The sequence below is a fragment of the Enterobacter sp. T2 genome, from assembly GCF_010692925.1.
Lineage (GTDB): Bacteria > Pseudomonadota > Gammaproteobacteria > Enterobacterales > Enterobacteriaceae > Enterobacter > Enterobacter kobei.
The window spans coordinates 3,201,570-3,224,093 of record NZ_CP048736.1 but is presented as its reverse complement, the minus strand read 5'-3'; the positions used below and the strand labels follow the sequence as shown (position 1 = coordinate 3,224,093).

Sequence of the window (22,524 nt, the reverse complement as noted above, 5' to 3'; positions counted from 1 at the left end):
CTCACTGCATTGCTGGCGTAAATGCCAGCAATGCAGCATCTGTTCACGATTATCCGCTGGCGACAAAGCACTGTGACGGCTATGATGCCGAAGCCAGCCTGCGTTTATCCGTCGACGCAGGCGGTGTACGTCATTACGTGCGTGAATAATTATCAGAAGTCTCACCATGCTGAAATTCCGAGTCTCTTTACTTAGCCTGGCGCTGTTGCTGGGGGCGTCCGCTGCTGTGCCAGCCGTCGCTAAAACGCCCGCGGTGACCACTGCTGCTGCCCAGCCGCAAATTGCATCCGGCAGCGCGATGATTGTCGACCTCAACACCAATAAGGTGATTTACGCCAGCCATCCGGACCTGGTGCGCCCGATCGCTTCAATAACCAAATTAATGACCGCGATGGTGGTGCTTGATGCCCATCTGCCGCTGGACGAAAAACTGAAAGTGGATATCAGCCACACGCCAGAGATGAAAGGGATCTACTCTCGCGTGCGCCTGAACAGCGAAATCAGCCGTAAAAACATGCTGCTGCTGGCGCTGATGTCATCCGAAAACCGTGCGGCCGCGAGCCTGGCACACCACTATCCTGGCGGTTACGACGCGTTTATTCGCGCGATGAACGCTAAAGCCAAAGCGCTGGGGATGAACAATACGCACTATGTTGAACCGACGGGTCTGTCGATTAACAACGTCTCGACGGCCCGCGATCTGACGAAACTGCTGATTGCCAGCAAGCAGTATCCGCTGATTGGCCAGCTCAGCACGACCCGTGAAGAGATGGCGACCTTTGCCAACCCGGCCTATACGCTGCCGTTCCGCAACACTAACCATCTGGTTTACCGGGATAACTGGAACATTCAGCTAACGAAAACCGGATTCACCAACGCGGCAGGACACTGTCTGGTGATGCGCACCGTGTTTAACGGTAAGCCGGTGGCGCTGGTGGTGATGGATGCCTTCGGGAAATATACTCACTTTGCGGATGCGAGCCGCCTGCGGACCTGGATTGAGACCGGGAAAGTGCAGCCTGTACCGGCCGCAGCTTTGACGTATAAAAAGCAGAAAGCGGAGCAGATGGCGACGGCGCAGAACGATTAAGTACCTCTGCGCGCTGATGCCCTCACCCCAACCCTCTCCCACAGGGAGAGGAGAACACACTAAAAACGGTAACCCAGGTTACCGTTTTGCTTTTATTCCGGCAGCGTCCAGTCCCCGTCGTTGAGCGGGCGCTGCATAATCACCGTATCCCGCCAGTCGCCTTTCTTGTATCCCACGCTGCGCAGCTGACCGACAATCTCGAAGCCATGCTTTTTATGCAGCCGCAACGAACCGGCGTTGTTATTGCCATCTCCCACTACGGCAATCATCTGCCGCCACGGGCCTTGTTCGCAGCGTGCGATAAGCGCATCCATTAATGCCGTGCCAAAACCGCGGCCGGTGGTGCTGGCGTCCACGTAAATCGACTCTTCCAGGGTATAGCGGTAGGCGTGTCGCGGTCGGTAAGGACTGGCGTAGCAGTAACCCACCACGATGCCGCGATACAGCGCGATGAGCCACGGTAAACCGTTCTCAGCCACGCTTTTCATACGCTGGCGCATTTCGTCGATAGTCGGGGGGACTTCTTCAAATGACGCGCGTCCGTGAAGCACATGCCAGGCATAAATTGCGGTGATGGCATGCACATCATCGGGAAGGGCGTCGCGCACTTCCAGTTCGGTTTCGGATAAAACGTCAACAGCCGACATGATGTGCCTGCTCCTCGTGATCGCATGCCGGAGAAACGTTTCTCCGGCGACAGACCGTTACTCTATTACGATTAACAAGCGCTAAACAATCTCTCAAATTTGGCTGTAGGAATTAATCAGACGCTTGCGTTAAGTGCTGCTCCGCGTCTGGGCTCTCTTTCCAGTATTTCTTCCGCGTTGTTTTACCAATGCCGGGGTTCATGCTGTTTGTAGGGTCATTCTCGCGATAAAACTGCTTAAGTGCGTCAGGAGCTTTATAAAGATGCCCGACGTTGTGTTCCGCAGGATATTGTGCGCCACGCTCGTGAAGAAGGGCGAGCATCTGCTCTTTCAGTTCGTGGGCATCAACTCCTTTTTTGACAATGTAATCCTGATGGAAGACATAGCACATAAAATGGCCGTAATAGAGCTTATGCACCAGCTTGCTGTCGATTTCCGGCGGCAAATGCTCAAACCACTCGGTGTCGTTACGGCGCAGGGCAATATCCAGCGCCAGGATATCTTCCACCTCGTCGGAGTGTACTGCCTGGTAACGGATAGCGGCTCCCGCCGCGGCAAAACGGTGCAGGAAGGCTTTGCTGCCCTCTTCAGGGGTACAGGCGAAGAAATCCCCTTCGGCGGTTTTGAAGAAGTCGGCCAGCCAGGCCTGCGCTTCGGCAATCCCGTCCCCGGCCATTTTCAGCAGCAGATGATGTTCGTACTTATCACGCCAGGTTTTCATTCGCTCCGGCAAATGCGCCGGGAAAACGTTGCCCAGCTTCTGCATAAAGCGGTCGGTGAAGTGAGGTTTGAACAGCGACACTTTCTCCAGCATCGCATCGGTGCGGCCTTTCATGGTGAAGAAGAACGGCATTTTGTCGGTGCCGAGCTTGTCGATCATCAGGAACGTATCTTTGCCGTAACGCTCGGCAATGTCGTAAATGTCCCGATGCATATATTCGCCCGCCACCGGCAGGTGGGTGAATTCGCCCAGAATATGACGACGGATTTCGGTTAACACTTCAGGCTGGTTGGTGCCGATATAAAACACCTGCTGCTTTTTCTCTGCCGGGAAGGTGTCGAGACGCACCGCGAAAACGGCAAGCTTGCCCGCACAGCCGGAGGACTCAAACAGACGGTCCGGGTCGGCGTTATAGCGCGCCGGCGTATCGGCTTCAATATCGCGCACGCGGGTAATGTAGTCATGGTCGTGCGCGTGGCGGCCATCGTGCTGAACGTCTTCATCCTTCACGCGATCGTCGTCGAGCTTGCTGAGGATCTGTTCCGGCGTGACGCCGAGATCGATTCCCAGATGGTTCACCAGCGTCAGCTTGCCGTCTTCATTGATACGGGCAAACAGCGACATCTCGGTGTAAGCCGGGCCGCGCTGCACCAGCGAGCCGCCGGAGTTATTGCAGATCCCACCGACGACCGAGGCGCCAATGCAGGAGGAGCCGATCACCGAATGCGGTTCGCGTCCCAGCGGCTTAAGCGCTTTTTCCAGCGAGTAAAGAGTGGTACCTGGGAAGGCGAGTACCTGCTCGCCTTTATCCAGCAGATGCAGCTTGTCGAGGCGCAGAGTGCTGATAATCACGATGTCACGATCGTAATCGTTGCCGTTCGGCGTAGAACCTTCGGTCAGGCCGGTGTTGGCCGCCTGCATTAATATAATCTTGTCGGCGGCAACGCAGGCGCTCAGCACGCGCCACAGTTCCAGCAGCGTGCCCGGAAAGACTACCGCCAGCGCCTCGCCCTGACCGGAGCGGAAACCCTTACGGTAGCGGGCGGTTTTAGCCGGGTCGGTGAGCAGGTGAGAGGAGCCAACCAGGCGCGACAGTTCGTTAATGAATGTTTTGTTATCGTCAGTTCGAACAGAAGACATCTTCCACTCCTTGTGGTGGGGCAAATTTCTCGCTGTAAAGCATAGCGCGATTAACAGTTTCGCGGTCTACTATTCATGAGAAAAATCAGAGAATAACCCTGCAAGCAAAAGAGGGTTTATGGCACACTGCGCTTTTCGCCCGGACCGGTGGCCTTCTTCCGGCGGTTAATGATGAGAGAGTAACGACATGAGATGGATATGTTCTTTAGGTGTCGCCGTCAGCCTGGCGCTGCAGCCTGCGCTGGCAGATGAGTTGTTTGGCAATCACCCGCTTACGCCTGAAGCCCGAGACGCATTTGTCACGGAACTGCTTAAAAAGATGACGGTTGATGAGAAGATCGGCCAGCTGCGTCTGATAAGCGTCGGCCCGGATAACCCGAAAGAGGCCATCCGGGAGATGATCAAAGAAAGCCAGGTGGGCGCCATCTTTAACACCGTCACCCGCCAGGATATCCGCAAAATGCAGGATCAGGTAATGGCGCTTAGCCGCCTGAAGATCCCTCTCTTCTTCGCCTATGACGTGGTACACGGCCAGCGCACCGTCTTCCCTATCAGTCTCGGCCTGGCCTCCTCCTTTAACCTCGATGCGGTGAAAACCGTCGGTCGCGTGTCGGCTTATGAAGCGGCGGATGACGGCCTGAACATGACCTGGGCCCCGATGGTCGATGTCTCGCGCGATCCGCGCTGGGGCCGTGCATCGGAAGGCTTCGGTGAAGATACGTATTTAACCGCCACGATGGGCAAAACCATGGTGGAAGCGATGCAGGGCAAAAGCCCGGCAGACCGCTATTCGGTGATGACCAGCGTCAAACACTTCGCGGCCTATGGCGCAGTGGAGGGCGGTAAAGAGTACAACACTGTCGACATGAGCCCGCAGCGCCTGTTCAACGACTATATGCCGCCGTACAAGGCAGGGCTGGATGCAGGCAGCGGCGCGGTGATGGTGGCGCTTAACTCGCTGAACGGCACGCCGGCGACCTCCGATTCGTGGCTGCTGAAAGACGTGCTGCGTGACCAGTGGGGCTTTAAGGGCATCACCGTGTCTGACCACGGCGCGATTAAAGAGCTGATCAAACACGGCACTGCATCCGACCCGGAAGACGCCGTGCGCGTGGCGCTGAAGTCTGGCATTAACATGAGCATGAGCGATGAATACTACAGCAAATACCTGCCGGGGCTGGTGAAGAGCGGCAAGGTGACGATGGCGGAGCTGGACGATGCCACGCGCCACGTGCTGAACGTGAAATATGACATGGGGTTGTTTAACGATCCTTACAGCCACCTGGGGCCAAAGGATTCCGACCCGGCGGACACCAATGCTGAAAGCCGCCTGCACCGCAAAGAAGCGCGTGATGTGGCGCGCGAAAGCCTGGTGCTGCTGAAGAACCGCCTCGACACGCTGCCGCTGAAAAAGTCCGGCACCATTGCCGTGGTGGGCCCACTGGCTGACAGCAAACGCGACGTGATGGGCAGCTGGTCTGCGGCAGGCGTCGCCGATCAGTCCGTGACCGTGCTGACCGGTATCAAGAGCGCCGTCGGTGAAAACGCCAAAGTGGTGTACGCCAAAGGGGCAAACGTCACCAATGATAAAGACATCGTCACCTTCCTCAACCAGTACGAGGAAGCGGTGAAGGTCGATCCGCGCACGCCGAAAGAGATGATCGACGAAGCGGTAAACGCGGCTAAGCAGTCGGACGTTGTTGTCGCGGTCGTGGGCGAAGCGCAGGGGATGGCGCATGAAGCTTCCAGCCGTACCGATATCACTATTCCGCAGAGTCAGCGCGATCTGATTGCCGCCCTGAAAGCCACCGGCAAGCCGCTGGTGCTGGTGCTGATGAACGGTCGTCCGCTGGCGCTGGTGAAAGAAGACCAGCAGGCAGATGCCATTCTGGAAACCTGGTTCGCCGGTACCGAAGGCGGTAACGCTATCGCCGACGTGCTGTTTGGCGATTACAACCCGTCCGGCAAGCTGCCGATGTCCTTCCCGCGCTCTGTCGGGCAGATCCCGGTTTATTACAGCCACCTGAACACCGGTCGCCCGTACAACGCCGACAAGCCGAACAAGTACACGTCACGTTACTTCGATGAAGCCAACGGCCCGCTGTATCCGTTTGGTTATGGTCTGAGCTACACCACCTTCAAGGTCTCCGAGGTGAAAATGTCGGCCCCGACCCTGAAGCGTGATGGCAAAGTGACCGCCAGCGTCGAGGTGACCAACACCGGCAAGCGCGAAGGGGCAACGGTGATTCAGATGTACGTGCAGGATGTCACTGCGTCGATGAGTCGTCCCGTGAAGCAGCTGCGTGGTTTCGAAAAGGTTGACCTGAAACCGGGTGAAACCAAAACCATCAGCTTCCCGATTGACGTGGATGCGCTGAAGTTCTGGAACCAGCAGATGAAATACGATGCGGAACCCGGCAAATTTAACGTCTTTATCGGGGTGGACTCCGCTCGCGTGAATAAAGGCGAGTTCGAACTGCTGTAACCTTTCCTGCCTTTGCATCCCCCCGTCCTGCGGGGGATGCATCTTACCTTATGCTAAAAAGGCATTTTGACGGTTAATTCTGCCGTTTTAAGCTACGCTTTTCTCTCAAGCCTCTGAAAAAGGCAGCAAAAAAATGAGGATAGCGGAATGACGATTATTAAGGGGATGTTGGGATCGGCGGCATTACTGGCGGCGCTGAGTGTGCCGTTACAGGCGGCGGAGCCGGTAAAAGTGGGTTCCAAGATCGATACCGAAGGCGCGCTGCTCGGGAATATTATTTTGCAGGTGCTGGAAAGCCACGGTCTGAAAACCGTCAATAAAGTCCAGCTCGGCACCACGCCCGTGGTGCGCGGGGCGATTACCTCCGGCGAACTGGATATCTACCCGGAATACACCGGCAACGGGGCATTCTTCTTTAAAGATGAAAACGATCCGGCATGGAAAAACGCCAAAGCCGGGTATGAGAAAGTCAAAAAACTCGACGCGGAACAGAACAAACTGGTCTGGCTGACCCCGGCTCCGGCCAACAATACCTGGACCATCGCTGTGCGCAAAGATGTGGCGGAGAAAGGTAAGCTGACCTCACTGACGGATCTTAGCCGCTACCTGAAAGAGAAGGGTGATTTTAAGCTTGCGGCGTCCGCAGAGTTTATCGAGCGTCCTGACGCGCTGCCCGCGTTCGAAAAAGCCTACGGTTTCAAACTCGACCAGGCGCAGCTGCTCTCTCTGGCGGGCGGGGATACTGCGGTGACCATCAAAGCCGCAGCGCAGCAAACCTCGGGTGTTAATGCGGCCATGGCCTATGGTACCGATGGCCCGGTGGCGGCGCTCGGCCTGCAGACCCTGACCGATCCTAAAGGCGTTCAGCCGATTTACGCCCCGACCCCGGTCGTGCGTGAGGCGGTGCTGAAAGCCCATCCGGAGATTGCCGACTGGCTCAAGCCGGTCTTCGAAAAGCTGGATGAAAAAACGCTGCAGCAGCTGAATGCCAGCATTGCCGTCGAGGGACTGGATGCCAAAAAAGTGGCCGCCGACTTCCTGAAACAACAAGGGCTTGTGAAGTAACGGGAAAGGGCTGTGCCAATAAAATGTCATAACCGCGTACTGCTGCTGTTGGCCTGCACGGCCATCGCGGCGGTCGCGTTACCGTTTGTGAATGTCGCCCCTAACCGCCTGATGTCGGGGGAGGGCAAAGCGCTCTGGCAGGTCTGGCCGTTTACGCCGGGGTGGCTGGCGGCGTCGCTGGGCGCGTGGGTGATCCTGTCGCTCTGGCAGGGACGCCCGGCGCAGTGGCTGACGCTGCTCCTCTCCGAAGGGCTGTTTATTCTCCTGTTCTGGAGCGCCGGACTGGCGGCGACGCATATGGCGTCGGCGGAAAGTCCACTGGCGAGGACCTCTATAGGCAGCGGCCTCTGGCTGTGGCTGGCGCTCTGTTTGCTGGCCTGCAGCGATGCGATTCGTCGACTCATCTCCAGTGCCGTCTGGCGCTGGGTACTGAATGCGCAGATTTGGTGTATACCATTGTTCCTGCTGTTCAGCGGGGAGCTGAACAATCTCTCGCTGTTAAAAGAGTACGCCAACCGCCAGGAGGTATTTGATGATGCCCTGGCGCAACACCTGACGATCCTCTTCGGCACGCTCCTTCCGGCGCTTCTGCTCGGGATTTCGCTGGGCATGTGGTGTTACCGCCATCCTTCCCGCCAGGGCAGCATTTTTGCCGTGCTCAACGTCATCCAGACGATTCCTTCCGTTGCGCTGTTTGGCCTGCTGATAGCCCCGCTGGCTGGGCTGGTGAAGTCGTTTCCGGTGCTGGGCGCGGCAGGCATCGCCGGAACGGGATTAACCCCGGCGCTTATCGCGCTGGTGCTCTATGCACTGTTGCCGCTGGTGCGCGGCGTGGTCGCGGGGTTAAGCCAGGTCGCGCCGGATGTGCTGGAAAGCGCCCATGCCATGGGGATGAGCGCGCGGCAGTGTTTCTGGAAGATACAGCTCCCGCTGGCGCTACCCCTGCTGCTGCGCAGCCTGCGGGTAGTTGCCGTTCAGACCGTGGGCATGGCGGTGATCGCCGCGCTGATTGGCGCGGGTGGCTTTGGTGCGCTGGTGTTCCAGGGGCTGCTGAGCAGTGCTCTCGATTTGGTGTTGCTGGGCGTGGTGCCCACGATTGCGCTGGCGGTGGTTGTCGACGCGCTGTTTGCCTTATGGCTCGCGCTGCTCAGGAGAAGCGCCAATGATTGAATTTCATGATGTCAGTAAAACCTTTGCGGGTCGCCCGGCGGCGAGCCATCTCAACCTGAACTTTGCCGAGGGCGCGTTTTCCGTGCTGATTGGTACGTCAGGGTCGGGAAAATCCACCACGCTGAAGATGATCAACCGTCTGGTCGAGCATGACAGTGGGCTGATCCGCTTTGCCGGGGAAGAGATCCGCAGTCTGCCGGTGCTGGAGTTGCGCCGTCGGATGGGCTATGCCATTCAGTCCATCGGACTGTTTCCCCACTGGACGGTGGCGCAAAACATTGCCACTGTGCTGCAGCTGGAGAAATGGTCGCGGGCTAAAACGGCTGACCGGGTGGAGGAACTGATGTCTCTGCTGGGGTTAGAGACTGCCTTGCGCGACCGCTATCCGCACCAGCTTTCCGGTGGGCAGCAGCAGCGCGTGGGCGTGGCGCGCGCGCTGGCGGCCAATCCGCAGGTGTTGCTGATGGACGAACCCTTTGGTGCGCTGGATCCGGTAACGCGCGGGGCGCTGCAGACGGAAATGACCCGTATTCACCGCATTCTCGGAAGGACGATTGTCCTCGTGACGCACGATATTGATGAAGCTCTGCGTCTGGCTGACCATCTGGTCCTGATGGATCACGGCGAAGTGGTGCAGCAGGGCGCGCCGCTCGCGCTGCTGACCAGCCCGAAGAACGACTTTGTGCGTGAGTTTTTTGGCCGCAGCGAGCTGGGCGTCAGGTTGCTCTCCCTGCGCACGGTCGGTGACTATATGCGTCGACAGGATACGTCGCTCGCCGGTGAACCGCTACAGGCGCAAATGACCCTGCGGGATGCTCTCTCCGCGTTTGTGGCGCGCCAGTGTGAAGTGCTACCCGTTTCGGATGCCCGGGGGGCACCGTGCGGAAGCTTACATTTTCGCGATCTGCTGGCCGGGGAGGTGACGCGTGAAGGCTCTGCGTGATCCGCTCCTCTGGCTGGTAGCGCTGTTTGTCGCCTTACTGTTTTTGATGCCTCACAGCGCGGTACTGTTCAGCGCACTTTTCCCTGGGCTGCCGCGCCCGGTGTACCAGCAGGAGAGCTTTATTAATCTCGCCGTGGCGCATCTCTGGCTGGTGGCGCTCTCCAGCACTGTCGCGATTGTGCTGGGCACAGGTGCGGGTATCGCGGTGACCCGGCCTGCCGGGCGGGAGTTTCGTCCACTGGTGGAAACCATCGCGGCTATTGGACAGACCTTTCCGCCGGTGGCGGTGCTGGCCATTGCGGTGCCGGTCATGGGATTTGGTCAGCAGCCTGCGCTTATCGCGCTGATTTTATACGGGGTGTTGCCCATTCTGCAGGGCACGCTGGCGGGTATTGCGGCTGTCCCGGCATCGGTGTTAAGCGTGGCAGAAGGGATGGGGATGAGTCGCTGGCAGCGGCTGCGCAAGGTGGAACTGCCGCTTGCAGCACCGGTTATCATTGCCGGGATCCGCACGTCGGTGATTATTAACATCGGGACGGCGACCATTGCGTCTACGGTGGGGGCCAATACGCTGGGAACGCCGATCATTATCGGCTTAAGCGGGTTTAACACGGCTTATATTGTGCAGGGGGCGGTGCTGGTCGCGCTGGCGGCTATCGTCGTCGATCGCCTTTTCGAGCGGCTGGCGATGTACCTCAGCCGACACCGCCACGAACAATAAACGAGTACCCTGCCAGCATTACGCCGCCGATACCGCTTACGGCCATCAGGACAAAAAGGGTAATCACGGCCAGTTTGGTTGCCTTCATCATGTGCTCCTGTTGTTAACGGAACAATTATACGGTGAAGCGCGGCTGTTAATGAACCATTAAATGCCGTTATGGCTCATCCGGGCCAAGGGAATAAACCGGATACCCATTCTCACGCCATTCCGTCAGCAGCTGTTGCTGCGTGGCGGACGGCACTTCGCCACACCAGACCAGCAGAGTCTGGCCGTCGAAAAACTCAGGCTTAAGCTGCGCCAGCGAGTGCGCAAGGACATCCACGCGCCAGCCCTGTTGGGTGGCAATCCACGCTTCCAGCCACAGGCGGGTGGTGTCGTGCACGTTCCAGCCGACCACCAGCGCATCTTTTCCGGCCTTGTTCTTCGCCGAGGCGAGGCAGACGGCAATGTAGTTAATCAGCACGCCGTCGAGCATGCTGAGCAGCGCCTGCAGGGTGGACTGCTGGCATTGCAGGCGTCGGCGGAGCGGAATGAAAAGATGGGCGATGAGCGTCTGTGCCGGATAATCGCGGCCCTGCTCTTTGATCCATGCGCGCAGGCGCTGCACATTACCCGCCTGCAGGAGCCGCAGCAGGGTTTCCTGCTGTTCGCGCCAGAGGTGCTGCGTGTCCGGGTCGTCGTGGCTCAGCAAGGACTTCACTTTACCGACCTGCACGCCGTTGTCTATCCAGCTTTTGATTTCGCGGATCCGGTCGATATCGGCATCGTTGAAAAGGCGATGTCCGCCGTCCGTTCTCTGCGGTTTAAGCAATCCATACCGTCGCTGCCACGCCCGTAGGGTAACGGGATTGATATCACAAAGGAGTGCCACTTCACCTATCGTGTAAAGCGCCATATTTGCCCCCTGGCTTACGCGTTCCCAGCTTAACTGTAGACCCACTTTGCCGAACCAGGAAGGATTGATTGATTTTTGAACAAATAATGCGAAGGATGCGCGATGATCGGAAAAAGGTGTGATAACGGACACGATTTTGCGCTTTTTTGGGATGCTTCAAAGAAAGCAAACCTGCAACAGTGTATGTTACGCGTTTTTAGCGTGTGCGGTTTTGAGTATGTACGAGTTTAATCTGGTGCTGCTGTTGCTTCAGCAGATGTGCGTGTTTCTGGTCATCGCCTGGCTGATGAGCAAAACGCGTCTTTTTATCCCGCTGATGCAGGTCACCGTACGTCTGCCGCATAAGCTGCTCTGCTACGTCACCTTCTCTATTTTTTGCATAATGGGGACTTATTTTGGTCTTCATATCGAAGACTCTATCGCCAATACGCGCGCGATCGGCGCGGTGATGGGTGGGCTGCTTGGCGGCCCCGTCGTCGGTGGCCTTGTGGGGTTAACCGGCGGGCTGCATCGTTATTCCATGGGCGGGATGACGGCGCTCAGCTGTATGATCTCTACGATCGTGGAAGGGCTGCTTGGCGGCCTGGTACACAGCTACATGATCAAGCGTGGTCGCCCGGATAAAGTCTTTAGCCCGCTCACTGCCGGGGCGATCACCTTTGTTGCCGAAATGGCGCAGATGGCGATCATCCTGCTGATTGCCCGTCCCTTTGACGATGCGCTGCACCTGGTCAGCAGTATTGCGGCCCCGATGATGGTGACTAACACCGTCGGCGCGGCGCTGTTTATGCGCATTCTGCTTGATAAACGCGCCATGTTTGAGAAGTACACCTCGGCCTTTTCTGCCACGGCGTTGAAGGTTGCCGCCTCGACCGAAGGGATCCTCCGCCAGGGGTTCAACGAGGAGAACAGCATGAAGGTGGCGCAGGTGCTCTACAAAGAGCTCGATATCGGCGCGGTCGCCATCACCGACCGCGAAAAGCTGCTGGCGTTTACCGGCACCGGAGACGATCACCATCTGCCGGGCAAACCTATCTCCTCAACCTATACGCTGCGGGCCATTGAAACCGGCGAAGTAGTGTATGCCGATGGTAACGAAGTGCCTTATCGCTGCTCGCTGCATCCGCAGTGTAAGCTGGGCTCCACGCTGGTCATTCCGCTGCGCGGTGAAAATCAGCGGGTGATGGGCACCATCAAGCTGTATGAGGCGAAAAACCGCCTGTTCAGCTCCATCAACCGCACGCTGGGGGAGGGGATCGCTCAGCTGCTGTCAGCGCAAATCCTCGCCGGGCAGTATGAACGGCAGAAAGCCCTGTTAACGCAGTCTGAGATTAAGCTCCTGCATGCGCAGGTTAATCCGCATTTCCTGTTTAATGCCCTGAATACGCTTAAAGCGGTGATCCGCCGCGACAGCGATCAGGCCGCGCAGCTGGTGCAGTTTCTGTCGACCTTTTTCCGCAAGAACCTGAAACGTCCGTCAGAGATAGTGACCCTGTCCGATGAGATTGAGCACGTGAACGCCTATCTGCAGATTGAGCAGGCGCGTTTCCAGTCTCGCCTGCAGGTGTCGCTTTCCGTCCCGGATGACCTGGCGTATCAGCATCTTCCGGCCTTTACCCTGCAGCCTATCGTGGAAAATGCCATCAAGCATGGAACTTCGCAGCTGCTCGGGATCGGAGAGATCACGATTGCTGCCAGCCGTTTTAACCATCATCTGGTGCTGGATATTGAAGATAATGCCGGGCTTTATCAGCCTTCCACGTCGGGCGGGCTAGGGATGAGCCTGGTGGATAAACGTCTGCGTGCCCATTTTGGCGACGACTGCGGTATTACCGTGGCCTGTGAGCCGGATCGATTTACCCGTATTACCGTTCGACTGCCGCTGGAGGAAAACGCATGTTAAGAGTGCTGATTGTGGATGATGAGCCGCTGGCACGGGAAAACCTGCGCGTTCTGCTGCAGGAGCAGCCAGATATTGAGGTTGTGGGAGAGTGTGCGAACGCCATTGAGGCCATTGGTGCCGTGCATAAGTTGCGCCCTGACGTGCTGTTCCTCGACATTCAAATGCCGCGTATCAGCGGGCTGGAGATGGTTGGTATGCTCGACCCGGCGCATCGTCCCTACATCGTGTTTCTGACGGCCTTCGACGAGTATGCCGTTAAGGCTTTTGAGGAGCACGCGTTTGATTATTTACTCAAGCCGATTGAAGAGAAGCGACTGGAAAAGACCCTGAACCGGTTACGCCAGGAGCGAACCGTCCAGGATGTCACGCTGCTGCCAGAGAACCAGCAGCCGCTGAAATTTATCCCGTGCACCGGGCACAGCCGAATCTATCTTTTGCAGATGGATGATGTGGCCTTCGTGAGTAGCCGACTGAGCGGCGTGTTTGTCACCAGTGCAGAGGGAAATGAAGGATTTACCGAACTGACTCTGCGCACGCTGGAGAGCCGCACGCCGCTGATCCGCTGTCATCGCCAGTATCTGGTGAACATGGCGCATCTGAAAGAGATCCGCCTGGAAGACAACGGCCAGGCCGAGCTGGTCCTGCGCGCCGGGCAGACTGTTCCCGTCAGCCGCCGCTATCTGAAAAGTTTGAAAGAGGCGATTGGCCTGTAAAGCTGGTACACTGCGCGCCATTGCATCATCGACATTCGAAGGCTCTATGCTCAGTAACGATATTCTCCGTAGCCTGCGCTACACCCTGAAAGCAAACAACAACGATATGGTGCGCATTCTTGCACTGTCCGACATGGAATCCACGTCTGCAGGTTTTGACACCTGGATGACCAAAGAGGATGAAGAGGGCTTCGTGCGCTGCCCCGACATCATTCTGTCGGGTTTCCTGAACGGTCTGATTTATGACAAGCGTGGCAAAGATGAGTCCGCCCCGGAGCTGGCGCTGGAGCGTCGCGTGAACAACAACACGGTACTGAAAAAGCTGCGCATCGCGTTCTCGCTGAAAACGGACGATATTGTGGCGATCATGACGGAGCAAAAATACCGCGTATCCGTGCCGGAAGTGACTGCCATGATGCGCGCGCCGGACCACAAAAACTACCGCGAGTGCGGCGATCAGTTTCTGCGTAATTTTCTGCGCGGGCTGACCCACCGGGTGCATCACCCTAAAGCGTAAAGACGGCATGGGTGCGGCCTGATGCCCTCACCCCGACCCTCTCCCACAGGGAGAGGGAGAACAAAAAAGCCGGAGATAATCTCCGGCTTTTTTGTTATTTCACCTGCTGACCCGGCTTCGCGCCTTCGTCAGGGCTTAACAGGAAAATGTCTTTCCCTCCGGGGCCTGCGGCCATCACCATCCCCTCAGAGATGCCGAAGCGCATTTTACGCGGTGCCAGGTTCGCCACCATCACGGTCTGACGGCCAATCAGCACCTGTGGATCCGGGTAGGCTGAACGGATTCCGGAGAAGACGTTGCGCTTCTCGCCGCCCAGATCCAGCGTCAGGCGCAGCAGCTTGTCAGAGCCTTCCACGAATTCCGCGTTTTCAATCAGCGCTACGCGCAGGTCAACTTTGGCGAAATCGTCAAAGGTGATGGTTTCCTGAATCGGATCGTCCGCCAGCGGGCCGGTCACCGGTGCTGTAGCGGCCTTCACCTCTTCTTTAGAGGCTTCGACCAGGGCTTCAACCTGCTTCATCTCAATGCGGTTATACAGCGCTTTGAAGGTGTTCACCTTGTGGCTGAGCAGCGGCTGCTGGATAGCATCCCAGGTCAGTTCGGTGTTCAGGAAGGCTTCAGCACGCGCGGCCAGCTGCGGCAGAACCGGTTTCAGCCAGGTCATCAGCACGCGGAACATGTTCAGACCCATGGTGCAGATCGCCTGCAGGTCGGCGTCGCGGCCTTCCTGTTTGGCAACCACCCATGGCGCCTGCTCGTCTACATAGCGGTTGGCAACATCTGCCAGCGCCATGATTTCACGAATGGCTTTACCGAATTCACGGCTTTCCCACGCTTCGCCAACCGCAGCGGCGGCGTCAGTGAAGGTTTTATACAGCTCAGGATCGGCCAGCTCTGCGGAGAGCACGCCGTCAAAGCGTTTGGCGATAAAGCCTGCGTTACGGGACGCCAGGTTCACCACCTTGTTGACGATGTCCGCGTTCACGCGCTGGACGAAATCTTCCAGGTTCAGGTCAATGTCGTCGATGCGAGAGGAGAGCTTCGCCGTGTAGTAGTAGCGCAGGCTATCCGCGTCGAAGTGGTTCAGCCAGGTGCTGGCTTTAATGAACGTCCCGCGAGATTTAGACATCTTCGCGCCGTTAACCGTCACGTAGCCGTGCACGAACAGGTTGGTCGGCTTGCGGAAGTTGCTGCCTTCCAGCATTGCCGGCCAGAACAGACTGTGGAAGTAAACGATGTCTTTACCGATGAAGTGATACAGCTCGGCAGTGGAATCTTTCTTCCAGTATTCGTCGAAGCTGACGGTGTCGCCACGCTTGTCGCACAGGTTCTTGAAGGAGCCCATGTAGCCGATGGGTGCGTCCAGCCAGACGTAGAAGTATTTGCCCGGTGCGTTCGGGATTTCGAAGCCGAAGTACGGCGCATCGCGGGAGATATCCCACTGTTGCAGACCGGATTCGAACCACTCCTGCATCTTGTTCGCCACCTGCTCCTGCAGCGCGCCGCTGCGGGTCCACGCCTGCAGCATTTCGCTGAAGGATGGCAGGTCAAAGAAGAAGTGCTCGGAATCACGCATCACAGGCGTAGCGCCGGACACCACGGATTTCGGCTCGATAAGCTCAGTCGGGCTGTAAGTTGCGCCACACACTTCGCAGTTATCGCCGTACTGATCCGGTGATTTGCATTTCGGGCAGGTGCCTTTGACGAAACGGTCCGGCAGGAACATGCCTTTTTCCGGATCGTACAGCTGAGAGATGGTGCGGTTTTTGATAAAACCGTTCTCTTTCAGACGCGTGTATATTAGCTCCGACAGCTCACGGTTCTCGTCGCTGTGGGTGGAGTGATAGTTGTCATAGCTGATGTCAAAGCCAGCAAAATCGGTCTGATGCTCCTGACTCATTTCGGCAATCATCTGCTCCGGGGAGATACCCAGCTGCTGCGCTTTCAGCATGATCGGCGTGCCGTGAGCATCGTCTGCACAGATGAAGTTTACCTCGTGGCCGCGCATTCGCTGGTAACGGACCCAGACATCAGCCTGGATATGCTCCAGCATGTGGCCGAGGTGGATTGAGCCGTTGGCGTACGGCAGGGCGCACGTTACCAGAATTTTTTTCGCGACTTGAGTCATAGTAGGCATTACTTCTTTTAACTGTGAAAAGGGTTTTCGATATTACCAAAAGGGGCATTATTAAGTAAGCACAAACCGCGGCCTTTCAGGTAAACTTGTTGTCTAAGGTCTTATTCACAAGAACAAAGGAGTCGGGATGAGTTCTCAATCCCAGGCCAAATCACCGGAAGCCTTACGAGCAATGGTCGCCGGGACGCTGGCTAACTTTCAGCATCCAACCCTGAAACATAATCTCACGACGCTGAAAGCGTTACACCACGTTGCGTGGCTGGACGATACGCTGCACATTGAGCTGCAGATGCCCTTCGTCTGGAGCACCGCCTTTGATGCGCTGAAAGAGCAGACCAGCTCTGAGCTGCTGCGCATTACCGGAGCGAAAGCGATCGACTGGAAGCTGAGCCACAGCATCGCCACGCTGAAGCGTGTGAAGAATCAGCCTGGCGTGAACGGTGTGAAAAACATCATCGCCGTGAGCTCAGGTAAAGGCGGGGTGGGCAAATCGTCTACCGCAGTAAACCTGGCGCTTGCGCTGGCGGCGGAAGGGGCGAAGGTGGGTATTCTCGATGCCGATATCTATGGTCCGTCCATTCCAAACATGCTGGGTGCGGAAAACCAGCGTCCAACCTCGCCGGACGGTACGCATATGGCGCCGATCGTGGCGCATGGGCTGGCGACCAACTCAATCGGTTACCTGGTGACTGACGATAACGCCATGGTCTGGCGCGGCCCGATGGCCAGCAAAGCGCTGATGCAGATGCTGCAGGAAACCATGTGGCCGGATCTCGATTATCTGGTGCTGGATATGCCGCCGGGTACCGGTGATATCCAGCTGACGCTGGCGCAGAACATTCCGGTAACGGGCGCTGTGGTGGTGACCACACCGCAGGATATCGCGCTGATCGACGCCAAAAAAGGCATCGTCATGTTCGAAAAAGTGGAGGTGCCGGTACTCGGTATCGTTGAGAACATGAGCATGCACATCTGCAGCAACTGTGGGCACCACGAGCCAATCTTTGGTACCGGTGGCGCAGAAAAGCTGGCCGAACAGTATCATACCCAACTGCTGGGTCAGATGCCGCTGCATATCACCCTGCGCGAAGATCTGGACAGCGGAAAACCGACGGTTGTTAGCCGTCCGGACAGCGAATTTGCGGATATGTATCGTCAGCTGGCGGGGCGCGTTGCGGCGCAGCTTTACTGGCAGGGCGAAGTCATTCCGAGCGAAATCGCGTTCCGCGCGGTGTAATTCCTCTGCACTTTAATGCCGGGTGGCGCTTCGCTTACCCGGCCTACAAATGGCACCATCACGTAGGTCGGGTAAGGCGAAGCCGCCACCCGACGTTAACTCAGCCGATAATGCATCAGATAGTACTCTCCGTCCGGAGAATCACCCGTTGCCTCAATGTGCCAGCCATGTCGCTGGTAAAACGCAATAGCCCGCCTGTTCTTCACCAGACACTTCAGTGCACCCGTGCTGGTAAACGTTTTCTGTACGTGCTCAAGTAACAGATGTCCGACACCCAGGCTCTGATACTGCGGATCAACAAACAGGTTGTGCAGAAAATTATCGTTGGTCCAGACGGAAGCAAACCCCAGGCGATGGCCGTCCTGCTCCGCAACCCAGATGGCTTCGTCCCGGGTAGCGGCGTCGAAATCTTCCAGATGCCAGCCAGAGTCATCAAGCCAGGGCCAGGCATCGCGTCGGGCGTGGAGATAGAGCGTGCGCAGGAAAGGCCGATCGCTCTCCTGCCACGGACGGATGACGATCGTATCAGCGATGATAGAAGATATCCCCATTATAGGCTTTGTAGATTTTGCCATCTGCATCGCCAATCAGGACGTAGTTTTCGCCCATGTAGGTCCAGTGGGTCCCTGCATCTGGTGCCGGCAGGTTACGCAACTGATACTGTTTGATGGTGTATTCGGGCGTTTGATACTGCGCCGGTGCGGTATCGCCGATTTTGAACTTAGTGAAATCAGCGATGAACTCTTGTTCCTCATAGGCTTTGATGCCTGATGGCGCAGCGGCGGTTTGCGGGGCAGAAAATGCGGATCCCGCCAGAGACAGTAATACACCCAGAAGCAGCAATTTACGCTTAGCCATTTTTTCTCCAGTGATATCGTTACAGATGTTTTGTCTGCGGGCGCGCGTATGAAGCAAGGCAGACAGTCCATTTTAAGGATCAACGCAAGCCGTGTATGAAAAAAATGTAACAAAAATGGACAGTTTTGTGTAGTCGAACCGTGTGGGTCTTATTTGTGTGGTCGATATTTACCATTACTAATATTTGTTATTTTTATTAATCTATTCTGAAAATAACTTTTAGCATCAAAATTGCGCGGTTAAGCGAATGCTTTACTGAGGAATACCCTTTAGTATCGCCTTCGGATGAAGTGATATTACTTTTGATTTTATTAGACGATTGTGCATCGGCTCAGTTTTTTAAAGCGAATGTATTCGTTTTTAGAATTTCATGGTAATGCCATTAAAATAATAACTAATTATATTTCATGGTGTTAGTTGCATTCTTTTTGCAGATGTAACGCCTGGCGCAACGATAAACCAACATTTTATATAAATGAAAAACACAACTGCATTCCCACTACTCTTTCTTTTTCTTAGCCAGTTAACAGGGTGTGTATTTTCACCGGGTCAGCACTTAAGTCTGTCTGGAAAAAAAGTTACGCCGAGTGAAGGAATTAATCATCAACTGGATAAACGTGTAGAAATTTTTCCAGTGACCCCTGGGTTGATTGAAAAACTGCGTCCGCCCGTATCGAAATCTCAGGCGAATCCTAATCTGGATGAGCAGCTCAAAAACTGGGAATACCGTATTGGCACAGGCGACATCCTGACGGTCACCGTCTGGGATCACCCTGAATTAACGACGCCTGCCGGGCAGTATCGTAGCGCGAGCGATGCGGGCAACTGGGTCAACGCCGACGGTACGCTTTTTTACCCCTATGTCGGTAAGCTGCACGTAGCGGGCAAAACAGTTTCACAGATACGTGAAGAGATTACCGCGCGACTGGATAAGGTCATTGAGAGCCCTCAGGTGGATGTCAGCATAGCCTCCTTCCGTTCGCAAAAAGCCTATATCACTGGTGAGGTAGAGAAATCGGGCCAGCAGCCCATTACCAATATTCCACTGACGGTGATGGATGCAGTCAACGCTGCTGGTGGGCTATCTGCGGATGCCGACTGGCGGAATGTGGTACTCACGCATAATGGTCAGGACTCACGTCTTTCCCTCTATGCCCTGATGCAGCACGGCGATTTAACGCAAAACAAGCTGCTTTATCCTGGCGATATCTTGTTTGTTCCCCGAAACGACGCGCTGAAAGTGTTCGTGATGGGGGAGGTGGTTAAACAGAGCACCCTTAAAATGGATCGTAGCGGCATGACGCTGGCCGAAGCGCTGGGAAATGCTGGCGGCTTAAACCAGAACATGGCCGATGCCACCGGCATTTTTGTTATTCGACAGGTAGCGAAAAAAGGCGACGCGGACAAAATTGCCAACATCTATCAACTGAATGCAGAAGATGCGTCAGCCATGGTACTAAGCACGGAATTTCAGCTGGAGCCGTATGACATTGTCTATGTGACCACCGCACCGCTTTCACGCTGGAATCGCGTCATTACCCAACTGGTGCCGACTATCACAGGTGTTCACGATCTGACCGAAACCGTCCGCTATATCAGATCGTGGCCGCAATAATGTTCAATTCAATCTTAGTGGTTTGCACAGGCAATATTTGCCGTTCGCCAATGGGTGAACGGCTGTTGCGCCAGCAGCTACCCGGCAGGCAGGTGACCTCGGCAGGTATCTTCGGTCTCGAAGGATGCCCGGCGGATGCCGCTGCGCAGGCCGTGGCCTGGCGTCATGGTATTTCGCTGGAGGGGCATGTTGCCCGCAAGGTGACGCGTAGCCTGTTACAAAAATCCGATTTGATTCTGGTGATGGAGCCGAAACACCTTCGTTTTATCGCCACTATGGCCCCGGAGAACCGGGGAAAATCGCTGCTATTTGGACAATGGCTGGAAACCAAGGACATTCCCGACCCGTATCACAAAAGTCGTGAAGCCTTCGAATATGTTTTCAACCAATTGGGAAAAGCCAGTCAGGAATGGGCTCGTCGTTTGAGTCAACAAGGAATGAAGCAGTAATGTCGTCTTCTAAATCAGACAAATTTGGTGCTGCGACACCGCAGAATAATGAAATCGATCTCATTCAGTTGCTTGCTGAGATGTTTGATCACCGGATCATGATTGCGTGTATCACACTCCTGTTCACGGTATGTGCGGGGATTTATGCATTCAGCGCCACGCCAGTTTATCAGGCTGATGCCCTGGTGCAGGTCGAGGCGAAGCAGGATAACTCGCTACTTAAAAGCTTAAGCCAGTTCGGGTCCGATCTCTCCCCCGATGTCGCCCCAGAACTTCTGCTCCTTAAATCACGGATGATTCTGGGAGAGACCGTTGATCAACTCGGGCTAACATACCACGTTAAGCGGCGCGTACTCCCTGTTATCGGTCCTGTGTGGGAACAGATTCGGGGACGAAAATCTGATGAAATAACGATTGGCGCACTGACTATTCCGCTTCTGGAAGGTGAGCCACAAACGCTTTTACTCACCGTACAGGACCAGGGGCGATTTCATCTTGAGGGAAAGACGCTGGCTGTAGACGGCGTTGTGGGAAAAGCGCTGGTTAAAGATGGGGTATCTCTGCTGGTGACATCCCTCGATTCGGTTCCGGGTACCCAATTTATCCTCAAAACCGTCACGAAACTTGAAGCGATCAACGCCATTCAAAAGAGGCTTACGGTTGCTGAATCGGCGAAACAGAGCGGTATGATCGCGTTAACCATAGCGGGTGAAGACCCCAGTAAGATCGCCAGAGTGCTTAATACAATCGCTGAAAATTATCTCAGCCAGAATATCGCGCGTCAGGAAGCTCAAGATACCCGGAGCCTGACGTTTTTACAGACTCAATTACCGAAGATCAGTCGGGAGCTGGATGAAGCCGAAGCACGACTGAATGCCTACAGAGAAAAGCGGGATTCTGTCGACTTGTCTCTGGAGGCGAAGTCGGTTCTTGATCAGGTTGTTAATGTGGAAAACCAGCTTAACGAGCTGACATTCCGTGAAGCAGAGGTTTCTCAGCTTTTCAAGAAGGATCACCCCACTTACCGCGCGTTACGGGAAAAGAAACAAACGCTTGAGCAGGAACGTACGCGCCTCAACAAACGCGTTTCAGCCATGCCCTCCACGCAGCAGGAAATATTACGCCTGAGTCGTGACGTGGAATCCGGGCGTACCATCTACCTGCAGCTTCTGACGCGGCAGCAGGAGCTGAATATCTCCCGCTCCAGCGCGATTGGAAACGTGCGGATCATTGACCCGGCCGTGACGCAGCCCATTCCGATTAAACCGCGTAAAGCGCTTATTATTGTGCTGGGCATGCTGATGGGGTTAATGCTCTCGACCGGAACGGTTTTCGTGCGTTCGGCCTTTAAGCGGGGCATTACGTCATCTGAGCAACTTGAAATGCAGGGAATACCGCTTCTGGCGACGCTCCCGCGTTCAGTCTGGCTCTGGAAAAAGACGCATCTGCGCAGGCGGAACCTGTTTGCTTCCCACTGGAAACACAGAACATCAAACGTACCTTTCCTGCCAGTTGACCGGCCGACCGATATGTTTATCGAAGCGGTGCGCGGGCTCCGTACCAGTCTGCATTTTACAATGATGGATGCAACAAACCGGATCGTAGTGGTGTCAGGCCCTACGCAGGACTGTGGAAAGACCCTGGTCAGTACCTCACTGGCGTCGATTGCGGCTCAGGCGGGACAGCGAGTCTTGTTTATTGATGCGGATATGCGCAAGGGGTATGTCCACAATATTTTCAAACTGAACAATCATCTTGGATTGTCCAGCGTGCTCGGAGGAAACGTAGAATGGCAGGACGCGGTTCAACGCTTTGAGAAAGGCGGTTTTGATGTCCTGACCTGCGGACCCCGGCCTTCACATCCCGTTGATTTGCTCATGAGTGAACGCTTCCAGGCGGTAATGTCACGGATCGACACACTTTATGACATCGTCATTATCGACACCCCACCCGTACTTGCCGTGACGGATGCATTGCTGATCACCAGAGCCGCGGCCACCACGCTACTGGTTGCCCGTTTTGGAAAAACCAGCGGTAAAGAGGTCGAGCACTCACTGAAGCGTCTGCGGCAAACGGGCGTGCAGGTGAATGGCGCTATCCTCAACGATATCGTGAAATCCGCTGCGCTCTATTACAACTCGGGCTATAGCCACTACGACTACGGCTACACTCAGGAATAAGCATCGCGCGACACTTCTTTACAGCACCGTGCCGA

The 22,524-nt window shown here is 55.8% G+C and carries 20 protein-coding genes; 13 read left to right on the top strand and 7 right to left on the bottom strand.

Going from position 1 to position 22,524, the window contains the following annotated elements:
• Nucleotides 1-166 precede the first annotated feature (166 nt).
• Nucleotides 167-1,090, top strand: coding sequence for a D-alanyl-D-alanine endopeptidase (gene pbpG / locus G0034_RS15590; protein ID WP_014884552.1), 924 nt, complete (start codon nucleotides 167-169; stop codon nucleotides 1,088-1,090).
• A gap of 92 nt (nucleotides 1,091-1,182) precedes the next feature.
• On the opposite strand, the gene G0034_RS15585 is transcribed toward pbpG, so the two are convergent.
• Together G0034_RS15585 and dld are read right to left on the bottom strand one after the other, a co-directional pair.
• Nucleotides 1,183-1,737: a GNAT family N-acetyltransferase gene (locus G0034_RS15585; protein WP_014884551.1), complete on the bottom strand. Its 555-nt coding sequence runs from the start codon at nucleotides 1,735-1,737 to the stop codon at nucleotides 1,183-1,185.
• A gap of 112 nt (nucleotides 1,738-1,849) precedes the next feature.
• Nucleotides 1,850-3,598 carry a D-lactate dehydrogenase gene (dld, locus tag G0034_RS15580; RefSeq protein ID WP_059373549.1) on the bottom strand — a complete coding sequence of 583 codons (1,749 nt, stop codon included), beginning with the start codon at nucleotides 3,596-3,598 and terminating at the stop codon, nucleotides 1,850-1,852.
• 187 nt (nucleotides 3,599-3,785) lie between these two features.
• Between dld and bglX the strand changes: the two genes are divergently transcribed.
• From bglX to G0034_RS15555, 5 genes are all read left to right on the top strand, one after another.
• Nucleotides 3,786-6,083, top strand: a complete 2,298-nt coding sequence (bglX, locus tag G0034_RS15575) for a beta-glucosidase BglX (protein ID WP_023337541.1) — start codon at nucleotides 3,786-3,788, stop codon at nucleotides 6,081-6,083.
• Between the two features lie 147 nt (nucleotides 6,084-6,230).
• On the top strand, nucleotides 6,231-7,148 hold the full coding sequence (osmF, locus tag G0034_RS15570) for a glycine betaine ABC transporter substrate-binding protein OsmF (RefSeq protein ID WP_014884549.1): 918 nt from the start codon (nucleotides 6,231-6,233) through the stop codon (nucleotides 7,146-7,148).
• Nucleotides 7,149-7,160: 12 nt separating this feature from the next.
• Nucleotides 7,161-8,318: an ABC transporter permease gene (locus G0034_RS15565; RefSeq protein WP_023338532.1), complete on the top strand. Its 1,158-nt coding sequence runs from the start codon at nucleotides 7,161-7,163 to the stop codon at nucleotides 8,316-8,318.
• Nucleotides 8,311-9,261 carry an ABC transporter ATP-binding protein gene (locus G0034_RS15560; RefSeq protein ID WP_045134295.1) on the top strand — a complete coding sequence of 317 codons (951 nt, stop codon included), beginning with the start codon at nucleotides 8,311-8,313 and terminating at the stop codon, nucleotides 9,259-9,261. Before G0034_RS15565 ends, G0034_RS15560 begins: the two co-directional genes overlap by 8 nt.
• Nucleotides 9,245-9,982 (top strand): ABC transporter permease, encoded by a 738-nt coding sequence (locus tag G0034_RS15555; RefSeq protein ID WP_023330914.1) that lies wholly within the window; start codon nucleotides 9,245-9,247, stop codon nucleotides 9,980-9,982. Before G0034_RS15560 ends, G0034_RS15555 begins: the two co-directional genes overlap by 17 nt.
• On the opposite strand, the gene G0034_RS15550 is transcribed toward G0034_RS15555, so the two are convergent.
• Both G0034_RS15550 and mlrA read right to left on the bottom strand, forming a co-directional pair.
• The gene (locus tag G0034_RS15550) at nucleotides 9,957-10,070 is read right to left on the bottom strand and encodes a protein YohO (RefSeq protein WP_010433613.1); all 114 of its coding nucleotides are present in this window, start codon (nucleotides 10,068-10,070) and stop codon (nucleotides 9,957-9,959) included. The two genes, G0034_RS15555 and G0034_RS15550, sit on opposite strands and share 26 nt — an antisense overlap.
• 69 nt (nucleotides 10,071-10,139) lie before the next feature.
• Nucleotides 10,140-10,880 carry an HTH-type transcriptional regulator MlrA gene (gene mlrA / locus G0034_RS15545; RefSeq protein ID WP_014884545.1) on the bottom strand — a complete coding sequence of 247 codons (741 nt, stop codon included), beginning with the start codon at nucleotides 10,878-10,880 and terminating at the stop codon, nucleotides 10,140-10,142.
• 217 nt (nucleotides 10,881-11,097) lie between these two features.
• Between mlrA and G0034_RS15540 the strand changes: the two genes are divergently transcribed.
• Genes G0034_RS15540 through G0034_RS15530 form a run of 3 tightly spaced genes read left to right on the top strand, consistent with a single transcriptional unit; the run spans nucleotide 11,098 to nucleotide 14,013 of the window.
• A complete protein-coding gene (locus G0034_RS15540; RefSeq protein WP_014884544.1) occupies nucleotides 11,098-12,783 on the top strand; it encodes a sensor histidine kinase in 1,686 nt (561 codons plus the stop codon).
• Nucleotides 12,777-13,496 (top strand): two-component system response regulator BtsR, encoded by a 720-nt coding sequence (btsR, locus tag G0034_RS15535; protein ID WP_014884543.1) that lies wholly within the window; start codon nucleotides 12,777-12,779, stop codon nucleotides 13,494-13,496. The genes G0034_RS15540 and btsR overlap by 7 nt, the downstream gene beginning before the upstream one ends.
• A 46-nt stretch (nucleotides 13,497-13,542) precedes the next feature.
• Nucleotides 13,543-14,013 (top strand): YehS family protein, encoded by a 471-nt coding sequence (locus G0034_RS15530; RefSeq protein WP_014884542.1) that lies wholly within the window; start codon nucleotides 13,543-13,545, stop codon nucleotides 14,011-14,013.
• A 94-nt stretch (nucleotides 14,014-14,107) separates the two neighbouring features.
• Here G0034_RS15530 and metG read toward each other — a convergent pair whose 3' ends face one another.
• The gene (metG, locus tag G0034_RS15525; RefSeq protein WP_023337540.1) at nucleotides 14,108-16,141 is read right to left on the bottom strand and encodes a methionine--tRNA ligase; all 2,034 of its coding nucleotides are present in this window, start codon (nucleotides 16,139-16,141) and stop codon (nucleotides 14,108-14,110) included.
• A gap of 136 nt (nucleotides 16,142-16,277) precedes the next feature.
• Here metG and apbC point away from each other — a divergent pair, with 136 nt between their 5' ends.
• Nucleotides 16,278-17,387 (top strand): iron-sulfur cluster carrier protein ApbC, encoded by a 1,110-nt coding sequence (gene apbC / locus G0034_RS15520; protein WP_023330911.1) that lies wholly within the window; start codon nucleotides 16,278-16,280, stop codon nucleotides 17,385-17,387.
• 95 nt (nucleotides 17,388-17,482) lie between these two features.
• Here the strand turns inward: apbC and G0034_RS15515 are convergent, their stop codons facing one another.
• Both G0034_RS15515 and G0034_RS15510 read right to left on the bottom strand, forming a co-directional pair.
• Complete coding sequence (locus G0034_RS15515; protein WP_014884539.1) at nucleotides 17,483-17,938, bottom strand: GNAT family N-acetyltransferase; 456 nt, start codon at nucleotides 17,936-17,938, stop codon at nucleotides 17,483-17,485.
• Nucleotides 17,913-18,245, bottom strand: coding sequence for an RcnB family protein (locus G0034_RS15510; RefSeq protein ID WP_008500887.1), 333 nt, complete (start codon nucleotides 18,243-18,245; stop codon nucleotides 17,913-17,915). The genes G0034_RS15515 and G0034_RS15510 overlap by 26 nt, the downstream gene beginning before the upstream one ends.
• Nucleotides 18,246-18,720: 475 nt before the next feature.
• On the opposite strand from G0034_RS15510, the gene G0034_RS15505 reads away from it, so the two are divergent.
• The 3 genes from G0034_RS15505 to G0034_RS15495 are packed head-to-tail and all read left to right on the top strand — an operon-like array spanning nucleotide 18,721 to nucleotide 22,489.
• On the top strand, nucleotides 18,721-19,860 hold the full coding sequence (locus G0034_RS15505) for a polysaccharide export protein (protein WP_023337539.1): 1,140 nt from the start codon (nucleotides 18,721-18,723) through the stop codon (nucleotides 19,858-19,860).
• Nucleotides 19,860-20,309, top strand: coding sequence for an arsenate reductase/protein-tyrosine-phosphatase family protein (locus G0034_RS15500; RefSeq protein WP_023330908.1), 450 nt, complete (start codon nucleotides 19,860-19,862; stop codon nucleotides 20,307-20,309). The genes G0034_RS15505 and G0034_RS15500 overlap by 1 nt, the downstream gene beginning before the upstream one ends.
• A complete protein-coding gene (locus G0034_RS15495; RefSeq protein ID WP_047027523.1) occupies nucleotides 20,309-22,489 on the top strand; it encodes a polysaccharide biosynthesis tyrosine autokinase in 2,181 nt (726 codons plus the stop codon). The genes G0034_RS15500 and G0034_RS15495 overlap by 1 nt, the downstream gene beginning before the upstream one ends.
• Nucleotides 22,490-22,524: the final 35 nt, after the last annotated feature.

What these genes read in the sequence shown, in the direction of transcription:
- pbpG (WP_014884552.1), top strand. Translation starts at nt 167, where the DNA reads ATGCTGAAATTCCGAGTCTCTTTACTTAGCCTGGCGCTGTTGCTGGGG.
- G0034_RS15585 (WP_014884551.1), bottom strand. Translation starts at nt 1,737, where the DNA reads ATGTCGGCTGTTGACGTTTTATCCGAAACCGAACTGGAAGTGCGCGAC.
- dld (WP_059373549.1), bottom strand. Translation starts at nt 3,598, where the DNA reads ATGTCTTCTGTTCGAACTGACGATAACAAAACATTCATTAACGAACTG.
- bglX (WP_023337541.1), top strand. Translation starts at nt 3,786, where the DNA reads ATGAGATGGATATGTTCTTTAGGTGTCGCCGTCAGCCTGGCGCTGCAG.
- osmF (WP_014884549.1), top strand. Translation starts at nt 6,231, where the DNA reads ATGACGATTATTAAGGGGATGTTGGGATCGGCGGCATTACTGGCGGCG.
- G0034_RS15560 (WP_045134295.1), top strand. Translation starts at nt 8,311, where the DNA reads ATGATTGAATTTCATGATGTCAGTAAAACCTTTGCGGGTCGCCCGGCG.
- G0034_RS15550 (WP_010433613.1), bottom strand. Translation starts at nt 10,070, where the DNA reads ATGAAGGCAACCAAACTGGCCGTGATTACCCTTTTTGTCCTGATGGCC.
- mlrA (WP_014884545.1), bottom strand. Translation starts at nt 10,880, where the DNA reads ATGGCGCTTTACACGATAGGTGAAGTGGCACTCCTTTGTGATATCAAT.
- G0034_RS15540 (WP_014884544.1), top strand. Translation starts at nt 11,098, where the DNA reads ATGTACGAGTTTAATCTGGTGCTGCTGTTGCTTCAGCAGATGTGCGTG.
- btsR (WP_014884543.1), top strand. Translation starts at nt 12,777, where the DNA reads ATGTTAAGAGTGCTGATTGTGGATGATGAGCCGCTGGCACGGGAAAAC.
- G0034_RS15530 (WP_014884542.1), top strand. Translation starts at nt 13,543, where the DNA reads ATGCTCAGTAACGATATTCTCCGTAGCCTGCGCTACACCCTGAAAGCA.
- metG (WP_023337540.1), bottom strand. Translation starts at nt 16,141, where the DNA reads ATGACTCAAGTCGCGAAAAAAATTCTGGTAACGTGCGCCCTGCCGTAC.
- apbC (WP_023330911.1), top strand. Translation starts at nt 16,278, where the DNA reads ATGAGTTCTCAATCCCAGGCCAAATCACCGGAAGCCTTACGAGCAATG.
- G0034_RS15515 (WP_014884539.1), bottom strand. Translation starts at nt 17,938, where the DNA reads ATGGGGATATCTTCTATCATCGCTGATACGATCGTCATCCGTCCGTGG.
- G0034_RS15510 (WP_008500887.1), bottom strand. Translation starts at nt 18,245, where the DNA reads ATGGCTAAGCGTAAATTGCTGCTTCTGGGTGTATTACTGTCTCTGGCG.
- G0034_RS15505 (WP_023337539.1), top strand. Translation starts at nt 18,721, where the DNA reads ATGAAAAACACAACTGCATTCCCACTACTCTTTCTTTTTCTTAGCCAG.
- G0034_RS15500 (WP_023330908.1), top strand. Translation starts at nt 19,860, where the DNA reads ATGTTCAATTCAATCTTAGTGGTTTGCACAGGCAATATTTGCCGTTCG.
- G0034_RS15495 (WP_047027523.1), top strand. Translation starts at nt 20,309, where the DNA reads ATGTCGTCTTCTAAATCAGACAAATTTGGTGCTGCGACACCGCAGAAT.